The organism is candidate division KSB1 bacterium, assembly GCA_022562085.1.
GTDB lineage: Bacteria > Zhuqueibacterota > Zhuqueibacteria > Oceanimicrobiales > Oceanimicrobiaceae > Oceanimicrobium.
The window spans coordinates 1-13,846 of record JADFPY010000095.1; the positions used below are offsets into that span (position 1 = coordinate 1).

The 13,846-nt window shown below is 46.3% G+C and carries 14 protein-coding genes; 9 read left to right on the forward strand and 5 right to left on the reverse strand.

From position 1 onward, the window contains the following. From IH879_10010 to IH879_10045, 8 genes are all read left to right on the forward strand, one after another. Positions 1-695 (forward strand): aldehyde dehydrogenase family protein (locus tag IH879_10010; protein MCH7675271.1); only part of this gene is annotated, 695 nt, incomplete at its 5' end. Further along, the gene (locus IH879_10015) at positions 692-1,108 is read left to right on the forward strand and encodes a RidA family protein (GenBank protein ID MCH7675272.1); all 417 of its coding nucleotides are present in this window, start codon (positions 692-694) and stop codon (positions 1,106-1,108) included. The genes IH879_10010 and IH879_10015, both read left to right, overlap by 4 nt. Before the next feature lie 253 nt (positions 1,109-1,361). After that, the gene (locus IH879_10020) at positions 1,362-1,964 is read left to right on the forward strand and encodes a 3-hydroxyanthranilate 3,4-dioxygenase (GenBank protein ID MCH7675273.1); all 603 of its coding nucleotides are present in this window, start codon (positions 1,362-1,364) and stop codon (positions 1,962-1,964) included. A 76-nt stretch (positions 1,965-2,040) separates the two neighbouring features. Then, the gene (locus IH879_10025) at positions 2,041-3,093 is read left to right on the forward strand and encodes an amidohydrolase (protein ID MCH7675274.1); all 1,053 of its coding nucleotides are present in this window, start codon (positions 2,041-2,043) and stop codon (positions 3,091-3,093) included. Then, entirely contained in the window at positions 3,090-3,902 is an 813-nt protein-coding gene (locus IH879_10030; protein MCH7675275.1) for a cyclase family protein, read from the forward strand. Before IH879_10025 ends, IH879_10030 begins: the two co-directional genes overlap by 4 nt. 2 nt (positions 3,903-3,904) lie before the next feature. Next, positions 3,905-5,230: a M20/M25/M40 family metallo-hydrolase gene (locus IH879_10035; protein ID MCH7675276.1), complete on the forward strand. Its 1,326-nt coding sequence runs from the start codon at positions 3,905-3,907 to the stop codon at positions 5,228-5,230. 38 nt (positions 5,231-5,268) lie between these two features. Then, positions 5,269-6,543, forward strand: a complete 1,275-nt coding sequence (gene kynU / locus IH879_10040; GenBank protein ID MCH7675277.1) for a kynureninase — start codon at positions 5,269-5,271, stop codon at positions 6,541-6,543. A 36-nt stretch (positions 6,544-6,579) separates the two neighbouring features. Further along, a complete protein-coding gene (locus IH879_10045; protein ID MCH7675278.1) occupies positions 6,580-7,923 on the forward strand; it encodes an FAD-dependent monooxygenase in 1,344 nt (447 codons plus the stop codon). Between the two features lie 5 nt (positions 7,924-7,928). Here IH879_10045 and IH879_10050 read toward each other — a convergent pair whose 3' ends face one another. From IH879_10050 to IH879_10065, 4 genes are all read right to left on the reverse strand, one after another. Continuing rightward, complete coding sequence (locus IH879_10050) at positions 7,929-8,402, reverse strand: SRPBCC domain-containing protein (GenBank protein ID MCH7675279.1); 474 nt, start codon at positions 8,400-8,402, stop codon at positions 7,929-7,931. Positions 8,403-8,596: 194 nt separating this feature from the next. After that, positions 8,597-9,067: a CPBP family intramembrane metalloprotease gene (locus tag IH879_10055; GenBank protein ID MCH7675280.1), complete on the reverse strand. Its 471-nt coding sequence runs from the start codon at positions 9,065-9,067 to the stop codon at positions 8,597-8,599. 153 nt (positions 9,068-9,220) lie between these two features. After that, positions 9,221-9,358: a hypothetical protein gene (locus IH879_10060; protein ID MCH7675281.1), complete on the reverse strand. Its 138-nt coding sequence runs from the start codon at positions 9,356-9,358 to the stop codon at positions 9,221-9,223. A gap of 177 nt (positions 9,359-9,535) precedes the next feature. After that, positions 9,536-10,690: an aminotransferase class I/II-fold pyridoxal phosphate-dependent enzyme gene (locus IH879_10065; GenBank protein ID MCH7675282.1), complete on the reverse strand. Its 1,155-nt coding sequence runs from the start codon at positions 10,688-10,690 to the stop codon at positions 9,536-9,538. A 735-nt stretch (positions 10,691-11,425) separates the two neighbouring features. Between IH879_10065 and IH879_10070 the strand changes: the two genes are divergently transcribed. Further along, positions 11,426-13,132 (forward strand): L-lactate permease, encoded by a 1,707-nt coding sequence (locus tag IH879_10070; GenBank protein MCH7675283.1) that lies wholly within the window; start codon positions 11,426-11,428, stop codon positions 13,130-13,132. Positions 13,133-13,139: 7 nt separating this feature from the next. On the opposite strand, the gene IH879_10075 is transcribed toward IH879_10070, so the two are convergent. Beyond that, positions 13,140-13,469 (reverse strand): hypothetical protein, encoded by a 330-nt coding sequence (locus IH879_10075; protein MCH7675284.1) that lies wholly within the window; start codon positions 13,467-13,469, stop codon positions 13,140-13,142. Positions 13,470-13,846: the final 377 nt, after the last annotated feature.

Below are 13,846 nucleotides of genomic sequence, written 5' to 3' on the forward strand. Positions count from 1 at the left end.
GAGGTAAAAACCCAAACATTATTTTTGCGGATTGCAATTATGACGATATGCTGGAGACAACCCTGCAATCGTCGTTTGCGAATCAGGGTCAGATTTGCTTGTGCGGTTCGCGCATTTTTATTGAACGACCCCTTTATGATAAATTCAAAAATGACTTCGTTGAGCGTTCCAAAGAACTAAAAGTCGGTGATCCGCTTTCTGAAGACAGCAACCTGGGAGCGGTCGTTTCTCAGCCGCACCTGGAAAAAATCTTGAGTTACATCGAGCTTGCGCAACAAGAAAATGGTACGATTCTGTGCGGTGGCAATCGTGTAAAGGTAACTGGCAGGTGTGAAAATGGTTGGTTTGTCGAGCCGACGGTGATTGAAAATTTGCCGTATGATTGCCGAACAAATCAAGAGGAAATTTTCGGTCCGGTGGTGACGCTCATGCCGTTCGATTCTGAAGAGGAGGTTTTGGTGCAGGCCAACAGCACGCAATACGGTCTGGCCGCAACCATTTGGACGCAAAATTTAACCCGGGCACATCGAGTTGCGAACTTGCTGCAGTGCGGGATCATCTGGATCAATTGCTGGATGCTGCGCGACTTGCGCACCCCGTTTGGAGGTATGAAAAACTCGGGCCTTGGCAGAGAAGGCGGCGTGGAAGCGCTGCGGTTTTTTACTGAGCCGAAAAATGTTTGTGTGAAGTTATGAGCAGCGAAATAACCAAGACTGAAAAAGCTCCAAAACCTGTCGGCGCTTATCCGCACGCACGCAAAGTGGGCAATCTGCTCTTTCTTTCCGGCGTCGGACCCAGAGAGGCCAGCACTGATAAAATTCCCGGCGTCAAATTGGATGAAAATGGCAACGTGACTTCCTATGATATCGAAGCACAGTGCCATTCGGTTTTTAAGAATATCAAAATTATTTTGGAGGAAGCCGGCTCGAGTTGGGATAAGCTGGTGGATGTGACGGTTTTCTTAACCAACATGAAAGATGATTTCAAAACCTATAATCGCATTTATGCCGAGTATTTTAAAGAGAATCAGCCATGCCGGACCACGATTGAGATCAATTGTTTGCCGACACCGATTGCGATTGAGTTAAAGTGTATAGCCACTATATGAAGCAATGTCGAATTACGAATTACAAATAACAAACCTGTGAAGTTTGATGTCATTTCGAAATGACAGAGCTTTTTGCGGAGTGCGACCCCGTCCCGACTTTCCTTGAATCTTTCATGATTATGAAATCGGGAACGAGGCGCACGAAGCCCGCACAGGATCCTTTGCCCGTTTCTCAGGCAAAGAGCCAGAGCGGCCCTACAAAAACACTAACAAAACCACCTAATAAGATTAGGAGAAAGAAATGGCTAAAGTAATGCAACCGCTCGACGTTTTCAGCCTCATGGGATGGGTCGAGGAAAACAAAGAACACCTGCGGCCGCCCATTGCTAACGAGACAATTTTCAAAGGGAACGACACTTTTATTGTGATGGTCTCCGGCGGGCCGAACACACGCAAGGACTTCCATTATAATGAAAGCGAGGAGTTATTTCTACAACTCAAAGGGGACATCAACGTGCGGATTTATGTGGATGGGGAATTTCGCGACGTGCCGATCAAAGAGGGCGAGATGTTTTTGCTGCCGCCGAAGGTGCCGCACCAGCCCCAGCGCTTTGAGAACACCTACGGGTTAATCATCGAGAAGCACCGCGAGAAAGGCGAGAACGACGGCTTCATGTATTTTTGTGAGAATTGCGACCACCTGCTTTATGAGGAATATTTCTTTTTGGAGGATATTGTCAAACAGTTTCCAATTGTACAGAACAATTTTTATAGTTCCGAAGAACGGCGGACCTGCGACAAGTGCGGCACGGTCATGGCGCTTCCCGATAATTGGCAGCAGAGTGTTTCGAAAATGGCGGAAGAGAATCCGTATGCGGATGACCCGCATGCGCCGGTTACCGGAAAGTCGAACTGAAAAAAGTGCTTGAGTGTTCAGGTGCTAAAGTGGTTTAACCGATCACTCTGAATGCCTGTTTTTTGTCCGTTAACACATGAACACTTTAACACACAAACACTTTAAAACCATGCTCAAAATCGATATTCACACACATATTCTCCCGAAAACCTGGCCGGACTTAAAAGAGAAATATGGCTACGGGGGATTCATCCATCTCGACCATCACAAAACCGGCTGCGCCCGGATGATGCGCGATGACGGTCACTTTTTTCGGGAAATTCAGGACAACTGCTGGGATGCTCCCGTTCGAATGAAAGAGTGTGATGGACATGGCGTCGATGTGCAGGTGCTTTCGACCGTTCCGGTTATGTTCAGCTACTGGGCTAAACCGCAGGACACCCTCGACTTGGCCAAAATTCTGAATAATCATATTGCAGAAATTGTTGCTGAGCATTCTACTCGATTTATTGGCTTGGGGACGCTTCCCATGCAGGCACCCAAGCTCGCCATCAAGGAGCTTGAACGCTGTGTGAAGGAATTGGGGCTGGCGGGAATTCAGATCGGCTCACATATCAATGACTGGAACTTGAATGAGCCGGAAGTTTTTGCTGTGTTTGAAGCGGCTGAAGAATTGGGTGCTGCGGTTTTCGTTCATCCGTGGGATATGATGGGCAAAGAACAGATGCCAAAATATTGGCTGCCGTGGCTGGTTGGCATGCCCGCGGAAACCAGCCTGGCAATCTGCTCGATGATCTTTGGCGGAGTGTTTGAACGGCTACCGAAATTGCGCGTTGCTTTCGCACACGGCGGCGGTTCTTTTCCGGCGACCATTGGACGCATCGAACATGGCTTCAATGTTCGACCCGACCTTTGTGCGGTTGATAACAAGGTCAATCCAAGAGAGTATTTGGGAAAATTCTATCTGGATTCACTGGTACATGAGCCTGCGGTTTTAAATCAGTTGATTGATTTAATTGGAGCAGATAAAGTCGCCCTCGGCACGGATTACCCATTTCCTTTGGGAGAATTGGAGCCGGGTAAAATGATTGAATCCATGACGAATTTAGATGAATCAACTAAGGAATGGCTGCTTAAGGGTTCCGCGTTAGAATGGCTGAATTTAGATAAGAGCAGATTCGTCCATTGAGACTCGACATACACATCTCCTCTCAAACTTATCAAATCGACACCGATCGCCCGATCGATATTTCAATTCCATTGAACTTTCATGGCGAGCAGCCCAATGCTTACGGTGTGCCCCATGCTACAGCCAAAACTTACGAAGATGGAAATTTCATTGGGGATACGAGGAGAGGCGGCAGTTGTAATTTCGAGGAATACAAACTCGTTCCGCATTGCAACGGCACGCACACCGAATCTGTCGGCCATCTGGCATTCGACAGAATCTCAATTCATGGGGTTTTGCAGAATAGTATGTTTCCGGCTACATTAATTTCTCTAGAGCCGGTAGATGCTCTCGGCTCTGGAGACTCTTGCCGCCATAAAAAAAATAAAGAGGACAAACTCATTACTCGCGATGGACTAACCAAAGCGATTGAGGATCACTCAAAAGAATTTCTGGAAGCGTTCATCATTCGGACTTTGCCGAACGACATCTCGAAAATGTCGAGGCAATATATGGAAGAGCCTCCTCCCTATTTTTCCATCGAAGCCATGCAGTTGATCGTCGATTTAGGAGTCCAGCATTTGCTGGTGGATCTTCCTTCGGTTGACCGCCCATTGGACGAAGGCAAAATGACAACGCATCATATTTTTTGGGGTGTGCCCGAGGAGAGTCACGAAGTCGATCCGAAAAATCATTCCAAGAAAACCATCACGGAAATGATTTATGTTGCCAATGAAGTTGAGGACGGGCAATATTTTTTAAATTTGCAGATTCCGAATTTTGTGGCCGATGCGGCGCCAAGCCGGCCGGTTCTCTATAAATTGAGGTAATCATGATCAATAAAACTATAAACCACTTGAGTCGTTTTTTTCTCCTCACGATTTTTCTATTCTTTGCCTCGCCATCAAAATCAGAGGCACAACAATCGATCGAACAAGCCCTGGTCAAACATGTCGACGAACACAAAGATCTCGCCATGGCACTGCTCGAACAGGTGGTGAACATCAACAGTGGAACCATGAACTTCGATGGCGTCAAGAAAGTTGGTGATATCTTTCGGGAAAAATTTTCTGCGCTTGGCTTCGAGACCCGATGGGTGGATGGGACAGCATTCGAGCGCTCGGGGCATCTCGTGGCTGAGCACACCGGAAAAGGGCCGCGTTTGCTGCTTATCGGCCATCTGGATACTGTGTTCGAGGCGGACAGTCCTTTTCAACGCTTCCAGGTCATCGACGATTCAACGGCTAGCGGCCCGGGAATCGGCGACATGAAAGGAGGCGACGTCATCATCGTACAAGCTCTGGTGGCGCTGCATGAGGTCGGTGTTTTAAAAGATATGAACATCACCGTGGTGATGACCGGCGACGAGGAACGGAGCGGCCGGCCACTTGATCTTGCCCGCAAAGATTTGATCGAAGCGGCCAAAGCCGCCGACATCGCCATTGGCTTCGAGAATGGCGATGGTGATCCCACCACCGCCATCGTGACGCGGCGTGGCTCTACCGGATGGACGCTTCGGGTAAAAGGCAAGCCGGCACACTCATCGCAGATTTTCAGGGAAGACGTCGGTGCGGGCGCTATCTATGAAGCGGCACGAATTCTGAATGCATTTTACGAAAAGCTAGCCGGCGAGCAGTATCTTACATTCAATCCCGGCTTAATACTCGGTGGTACGGATGTCGATTATGAAGCTTCCCAGGACAGAGGATCCGCATTTGGGAAAAACAATGTCGTCGCCGGACAGGTGGTCGTGTCCGGGGATCTTCGTACCATTTCACCGGCGCAGTTAGAGCGCGCTAAAGCGACCATGCAAGCCATTGTGAGCCGGCACCGGCCCCAAACTTCTGCCGAGTTGAAATTCCGAGATTCCTATCCCCCTCTCGCCCCGACCGCGGGCAATCGACGATTGCTCAAGATTTTCGATCAGGTCAGTCGTGATCTCGGCTTTGGCCCCGTTACTGAAGTCGACCCGATGAGGGCAGGCGCCGCAGATGTGTCGTTTACCGCCGGACACGTCGAGATGGCCATCGACGGTCTCGGACTGGGCGGCGCCGACGACCACACGGTCAATGAAACCGGCGATTTGAGGACTTTGCCGTTACAAACGAAACGGGCCGCCGTGCTGCTTTACCGCCTCTCAAAGATAAAGAAAGAATGAAAACTTAAACATGGGTCAAGAATCGAACAAACAAACGCATGACAACCTTTAAAACCGACAGGTCCTTTGCCTTAGAATTGGACGCAAAAGATCCATTGGCAAAATATCGAGACCAATTCCACATCCCCAAACAAGATAATGGTGAAGACTGTATCTACTTTTGCGGCAACTCCCTCGGATTACAGCCTAAAACCGCGAAGGCTTATGTCAACGAGGAACTAGATGACTGGGCGAAATTAGGCGTCGAAGGACACATTCAGGCGCGGCACCCATGGAAACCGTACCACGAATTTCTGACCGAACAAACCGCGCGTATGGTTGGCGCAAAGCCTATCGAGGTGGTGGTTATGAACACGCTCACAGTGAATTTACATTTGATGATGGTTTCCTTTTATCGGCCCACACCCACCAAACACAAAATTGTTATCGAGGCGAACGCCTTTCCTTCGGATCAATATGCCGTACAGTCGCAAATAAAACATCACGGCTTTGATCCGCATGCAAGTCTCGTTGAGCTTTCTCCAAGAGATGGCGAAAGCTATATTCGCACGGAAGATATCGAAGCCTTTATTGAAAGAGATGGCGACTCAATTGCCCTTATTATGTTGGGGGGGGTCAATTATTATTCGGGACAAGCATTTGAAATGGAGCGCATCACAATGGCCGGACATGCAAAAAATTGCATCGTTGGCTTCGATCTGGCACATGCTGCCGGAAATCTGGTTTTAAACCTGCACGATTGGAATGTCGATTTCGCCGTTTGGTGTTCTTACAAATATTTAAATGGCAGTCCGGGATGTGTCGCGGGCTGCTTTGTGCACGAGGAACATGCTAACAATTTCGAGTTGCCTCGCTTTGCCGGCTGGTGGGGGCAAAATAAAGAAACCCGTTTCCAGATGGGTCCGGATTTCGACGCCATTCCCGGCGCTGAAGGGTGGCAGCTCAGCAACCCGCCGATTTTACCGATGGCGGTCCTGAGAGCTTCCATGGACATTATCGACAAAGTCGGCGTGAAAAAACTACGTGCAAAAAGTGAGCAGCTCACCGGTTACTTCGAATTTCTGTTGGACCAAATGCAAAGCGACGAAATCAAGATTTTGACGCCTCGAGAACCCAATCAAAGAGGGTGTCAGCTTTCTATAAGAGTGATGCAAAAAGGCAAGTCGCTCTACGAAATATTAAAACAACGCGGTGTCATTTGCGATTGGCGTGAACCGGATGTGATTCGAGTTGCCCCGGTGCCGCTTTATAACACATTTGAGGATGTTTATAATTTTACCCAAATATTCTCTGAGGAATTTCAACAACTCTAACACTTTTAAAACTCGAACACACGAACGCTTTTTTAAATGTCCCCCAAAAAACTAACCCTCATTGGCGCCGGATTAGCAGGCTCGCTTCTCTCTATCTATTTAGCAAGGCGCGGATTCAAAGTCGAAATCTTCGAGCGCCGGCCAGATATGCGCTCGACTGAAATCAGTGCGGGTCGCTCGATCAATCTTGCTTTGTCTGCCCGAGGGCTGCATGCTTTGGAAAAGGTAGGATTAAAAAACAGAATCATGCAAATTGCCATCCCGATGAAAGGCCGCATGCTGCATTCGCTGACGGGAGAACTAAATTTAGTTCCATATGGCCGCAAAGAATCGGAAGTCATCAACTCGGTTTCCCGCGCTGAGTTGAACATGCAACTAATGAGCGCGGCTGAGCAACACGGAGTTGAATTTCATTTCAACCAAAAATGTACAGGAATCGACTTCGAAAGCCGCGAACTTAAATTGCGTGATGAAATCACAAATCAGGATTCGATAAAACAAACTGAAATTGTAATCGGGACGGATGGTTCCGCCTCTGCTATTCGCACCGAAATGGCTAAGGCACTGGATGGCAACTTTACAAAAGATGATCTGGAACACGGCTACAAAGAGCTCACTATCACCTCCGCTGCCGATGGCCGATTCTTATTAGAAAAGAACGCCTTACATATCTGGCCGCGGCGGTCCTACATGCTCATCGCTCTGCCCAATTTGGATGGCAGTTTTACCTGCACCCTGTTCTTTCCAATGAAAGGTGACCCGAGCTTCGAAAGCCTCAAAACGGAAAAGGCGGTTTTAGCTTTTTTCGAAGCACAATTCCCAGATGCGGTCGAATTGATGCCAACCCTGGTGGAAGATTTCTTCACCAATCCAACCGGCGCTTTGGCTACGATTCGCTGCCAACCCTGGCATGTTGCCCACAAAGCTTGTTTGTTGGGGGATGCTGCCCACGCAGTCGTACCTTTTTTCGGACAGGGGATCAATTGCGGTTTCGAAGATTGCGCGGTATTGGATGAATGCGCCGAAAAACACAGAGATGATTGGCAGAAAATTTTTCAGGAGTTTGAAAAACTCAGGAAGATCAATACCGATGCAATCGCTGAGCTTTCTTTAGGAAACTATTTTGAAATGCGCGACCAAGTCGCTGACCCGAAGTTTGCTTTAAAAAAACAAGTGGAGTTTGCTCTTGAGGAGAAGTACCCGGAGAAATTTATCCCAAAATATTCGATGGTTTCATTCCATCGTGTCCCCTACTCTGTGGCTCTCGAGCGGGGCAAAATTCAGGAGACGATTTTGACGGAGCTCTGCGAGCCTATTGATCGCGTGCAAGATTTGGATTGGGGAAAAGCAGGCGAATTGATCAAAACCAAACTGAATTAAAATCGTCACACCTCAAGACGATCTTCATACGGCACCACTTCACCATGTTCGACATATCGTTTGAGTAGTCTGAGGTACATCGCCCAGCAGTAACATGAACTGCGATAGTGCTCGCTGTCTTCAGGCCAACTCAAATGGTGAAACCGCACCTCAGTGATGCCCTCTTTTTCCTCGAGATGAAAGCCCACACGCGTTCCTTGCCAATCTTCAAGCGCATCGGTGAGTTCCAATTCAAACTCGGTGTCCGGAACACATTGGGAAACCACCGCTCGCCAATCGTATTCAGGACCAAACCAGAGTTCGTATACTGCTCCCTTTAACGGTTCCCCCGACGAGCGCTTTGTCCACCAAACGTCGAGGCCTTTCGGCGTGGATACTGCCTCAAATACTTTTTGCTGCGTTGCCTTAATGGGAAAGTGATGAAAAATATCAGCCATTTTGCTATCTCCAAATGAATTCCACCTACCGCGGCCCTGCAAGAACTTCCATCACTTGTTCTCATAACGGAATGTTCTTCGCGGACGCCCGGTGCGCTTCAAACCCTCCAAACTTCGATGACCACGATTCGGGTCACGCCCTAGTTTTATTTATACCAGAAATTCTGAAACTGCTTGAATTTAACCATTCTATAATTTGCATGCAATGCAATTTTCTCTTGAGGATAATTTAAAATCTAAAATAGTCCGTTGGGAGTTTCTTCTTTTGTTAAGACCATTCCTTTGTCAGCAACCCCAATTTGAAAGAAGACTATCAAGGCTAAAAGTACCATCAAACCCGTAAAAATCCAATAATAGGCAGTATAGTTTTCACTCAAAAGATCAACCTGGTAAACTTTCTCTATCAAAGTCATGGAAGCATTAAATGAGGCGTGTAAAATCGCTACAATCAGTACGCTTTCACGGGATTTCATATAAAACCAGGTGAATATAAAAGAAAACGCGATTACCTGAATAAAAAAAGGTAACAACGGATCTTCTTGACCTTTATTACTAAGGAAATACGCTGGTAAATGCCATAATGCCCAAACAACTCCGATGACCAGAGTTGAGTACAAATATCTATATTTCTTGGTCATTTCAGAAAGCATGAATCCGCGCCACCCGAACTCTTCCCCGAAACCACCACCTAAAAACAGTTTGAACAACAAAAGCTGCAAGAAAATCCAAATCCAGGAAACGGAAAAGGAATCTCCATTTTTATTGAGTCCAGACATATCTGAAGAAATAATCAGAATAATTGGCGGGCCAATGAGCGCTAAAGCAGTTAAGGAAAAACTCCGGTTTAGTTTTATTCCCTTTTAAAAAAGCTTTTTTAGCCCATCCTTTCCTTGCATGGAGTAGGCCGTGATAAAGCCGGCAAGGGTCGGACCGTACTTTGCAACAACGCCCGAAAATGGTTTGTCTGTCAATCCCAGTTTTTTTTCAACTAGACCCAAAAGGATAGCAAAAATTACCCGACAATATAAGAAATAAAAAAAGTCGTTAGAATAAATGATGTGATGGGATTTTGATTTGTAATTGTTCTCATGAAAACCTTGCCACCAAAATATACTTATAGTCGGTTCTTTTTTGTTCAACCACAATTATTAAATTATGAACTTTATTTTTGAATATTACTTCAAGGCCTGCTCAAAATCCGCAATAATGTCTTCCGTCGACTCAATACCGACGGACATTCTAATCAGGTTATCTTTAATGCCAAGCCGCTGCCGGTCTTCCGGGGTCATACCCGCGTGTGACGTAATCGCCGGTCTGGTTAAAAGGGTCTCAACGCCGCCGAGACTTGGGGCAATAATTGGTAAAGTTGTGTTCTTCATAAACCGCTCGGCCTCTTCAAGACCTCCTGCTAATTCGAAACTCAACATACCGCTGAAACCGTCGAACAACTCACGCGCACGCTGGTGCCCTGAATTATTTTCCAAGCCCGGGTAATTAACTGTAGTGATCTTTGAGTGCTGTTCCAGAAATCTTGCGATTTTGAGTGCGCTTTCGTTCTGGTGTTTCATGCGCACCGCCAGGGTTTTGACGCCGCGGTGCAGTAAAAAGCAGACATGCGGGTCCATGGAGCCACCGAGATGATTAAGTTTGTGTGTGATCTGCTCGATAAGTTCTCGGCTGCCAATCACCGCTCCGCCAACGATATCCGAATGCCCGTTGAGATATTTCGTGCAGCTATGTAGGGAAATATCGAAACCGAAATCAACCGCGCGGAAATTATAGGGGCTCGGAAATGTATTGTCGATCATTGAAATTAAATTATGTGCTTTGGCAAACCGCACAATCGCTTTGAGATCGCCGACTTGCAAAAGCGGATTGGTCATCGATTCCACGTAAATCGCTTTTGTAGTTGGTTTCAGTTTTGCTTTCCAGGTCTCCGGTTGGTCGCCGTCGATGAAATCATACGAAATGCCGTAAGAAACAAAATCCTCTGTTATCAAACCGTGAGTGCCGCCGTAAAGGGTATCTTGTGCGAGCAAGTGGTCGCCTGAAGACAGTATGGTCAGCAGCGAGGTTGAAATCGCGGCCATGCCGCTCGCGGTTACGAGCGCCGCTTCAGCGTTTTCCAAAGCTGCTAACTTTTGATGCAGCGCTATATGGTTTGGCGTGTTGTTTAAACGAATATATTTTAAATCATGATAGCTAGCCTCACCAGCGTACTCAAACATGGCCGATTGATAAATCGGCATGCTGACCGCGCCGTTGATTCGAGGATCCGGTTCACCGCTGTGAATGAGTTTCGTTTCGAAGTGCTTGAACTCTTTCGACATAAATCATCTCCTTATTGTTTGGGAAAGTCAAAACATGAGCTCTTAATTCTTTAAAAAGTGACGATCGTTAAAATTTATTGGACGCAGAGAATCACAAAGAACTCAAAGATTCAATTTATTTTCTTATGATACCGCCTTTTACAAGGTTGAGTTGAAATTTAGAAGTAAAACTATATTGTATTCTTATGCTATTACATGTGAAGGTTTGCATTTTTTTTGCAAAATTTTTAATACCCCACAGATTAAAACAAATTTTAAGAAATTAAAGAACGGATCCTTAATCAGATCAAAATCTGGGTGTTATCTGCACAAGAAATCTGCAACACTCTATTTTTGGCAAAGTTCTATTGCCGCAGATTCCTTACTACAAGAGTAACAACGAATTCCACAAATTAACGCAAATTTGAATAATTGAAATTCTTGTGTAATTCGGGTGATTCTTCCTTAGCGTTATTTGGGTGCGGCCAAAGGCTGCGCTGGGTGAATCAGAAGCCAAATATCTCTTATAGTTCCATGTCTGCATTTCCTTATCTTCTCATTTATTTATTTTTTTTCTCTGTGAGTTATGTGCTACTTAGTCTTCCCGGCGTCCTGTTTGCAGAACTCCTTTAAGGAACGACTGGGACTCATACTGTACATTTTCATTGCAAATTTAAAAATTAAATGTATTTTTAATTTAAGAAGTCAACCAAATGTTATTTAATTAAAAAACGAATTGCAAGAAGTTTTTAAATAATGCCCCTTTCTATCCAGGCGCTGATCGCCGCTTCTCCAATTTTTCTGGCAGGCGTTTTACTCATCGGATTTCGTTGGCCCGCAAAAAGAACGATGCCGGCGATTTATGTCATTTCTGCTGTCATCGCTTTTGCAGTTTGGAAAGTCCCCTTTTCCCATATCATGGCTTCAACCATTCAAGGACTCTTCATCACATTCAACATTCTTTACATTATTTTTGGTGCAATTCTTTTACTAAACACTTTGAAACACTCAGGTGGCATTAAAACCATTCGTTTAGGTTTTACCAAAATAAGCGGCGACCGCCGGGTTCAAGTTGTGATTATCGCCTGGCTCTTTGGGGCGTTCATCGAAGGCGCTGCCGGTTTCGGCACACCGGCGGCAATTACTGCACCGCTGATGGTCGCACTCGGTTTTCCGGCAATGGCGGCCGTCATGATCGGCATGATGATTCAATCGACGCCGGTGACGTTCGGCGCGGTTGGCACGCCGATTCTTGTCGGTGTAAAAGGCGGTCTCGAAAGCCCCGAGCTTAGCGCCCAACTTACTGCGGTGGGGACGAACTTTGACAGCTATTTAAGACTCATCGGGGCAGAAGCGGCTGTTCTGCATGGCATCACCGGCACGCTCATTCCGCTCTTCATGGTTATGATGATGACGCGCTTCTTTGGAAAAAACCGCTCGTGGACCGAAGGGCTTTCAATTGCGCCGTTTGCGATTTTCGGGGGGCTGGCTTTCACCGTGCCTTACACTTTAACCGGAGTCTTTCTCGGACCAGAGTTTCCCTCTTTGCTCGGTGCTTTAACAGGACTGGCAATTGTAACGATGGCGGCTCGTAAACGTTTTTTGCTTCCGAAAGATAGCTGGGATTTTGCACCGGTTGAGACCTGGGACAAAGATTGGACAGGCCAACTGAAAGTTAAGCTCGATAGCGACAACGACAAATCCGTTTCAATATGGTTAGCCTGGGCGCCCTACATTCTGGTCGCTTTTTTGCTGGTTTTAAGCCGCCTGCCTCAGCTGCCCATTGGCCACATTTTGAAAACCGTGAACTTACAATGGAGTGACGTTCTTGGAACACGAATCACAGCTTCCACGCAGCCATTTTACTTACCCGGTACCATTTTTATTGTTTCAGTTATCGTGACCTTTTTCCTGCACCGAATGACAACAGCAGAATTAAAAGCCTCCGTGCAAGATTCGGCAAAAATTCTATTGGGCGCGGGGTTTGTATTGATTTTTACAGTACCGATGGTCCGGATTTATATCAACTCCGGAACCAACGAGTTGGGACTGTCGAGTATGCCGGTCGCCATGGCAGCCTGGGTTGCCGACACAGTTGGCGGAGTTTGGCCGTTCTTTGCTCCGGTGATCGGCTGCATCGGCGCCTTTATCGCGGGCAGCAACACAGTGAGTAACTTGATGTTCAGTCTTTTTCAATACAGCGTTGCCAAGAGCCTGGCTATTTCCGGTGCACTGGTTGTTGCTCTACAATCGGTGGGCGCGGCTGCCGGTAATATGGTAGCGATTCACAACGTCGTGGCCGCTTCCGCAACCGTGGGTCTGCTCGGTCAGGAAGGCCCGGTGCTGCGAAAAACAATCTTGCCCACAATCTATTACTTAGTTATTGTCGGTATTTTGGGATTGCTCGGTATTTATGTCTTCGAAATTTCAGATCCTTTAATTGGTTCTCAAACTTTCGATTAAACCAAGATCAATCTGGACAATCTAATTGTGAAATGAGTTCTTTATTTGCGCTTATTAAATGCTCGATCGCTTTATCAGAAATGGTTACGTCGCTTTCGAACGGCTGAATAAAACTCAGCAGACCAAATATTTGAGTTAGCTTGTAATTAATGCCCAGATAGTAAAAAGTGGCCAGACGCGACTCGACAGCAACGTTTGCCGGTATATGGTTTTCGATTATCTTTCGCTCATGGTCGGAAATTTTCCGATGGGAGGAATAGAGGAGGGTATTGGTTTCTTGACTATATTTGACTTGCAGCATCAAGTCACTGTTCGCGTAATAGAATACTCCGGTCATAGGTACCTGTTCAATTTTTGGTTGCGATTTTTTTGAATGATGGCTTACCTAACACAAACAATGTGCCACTATTTTTTAAAGTTACTTGAAAAGCCAACCATAATAAATACATAATTTTACGGGTGCGCAGCAATGGTGTCTGTTGTCGAATCCTGTGTTTTTTTTTGATTCAATTGCATCGGATGAGGCATTATTGCCATGAGTCTTTGAAAGCTTTGAGTGAAGAAGCGCCTTTTGAAAATCACCAAAAAGGTATTTTCACCTCATTGATCTCCGGGCCTTTAGCGCTTGGCTTTTGGCAATTAGCTTTTAGGGGTTAATAAAATTCAATTCGTTAGAATGGTTATTATAAACCAGCCAGCTGGTAAAATGATATT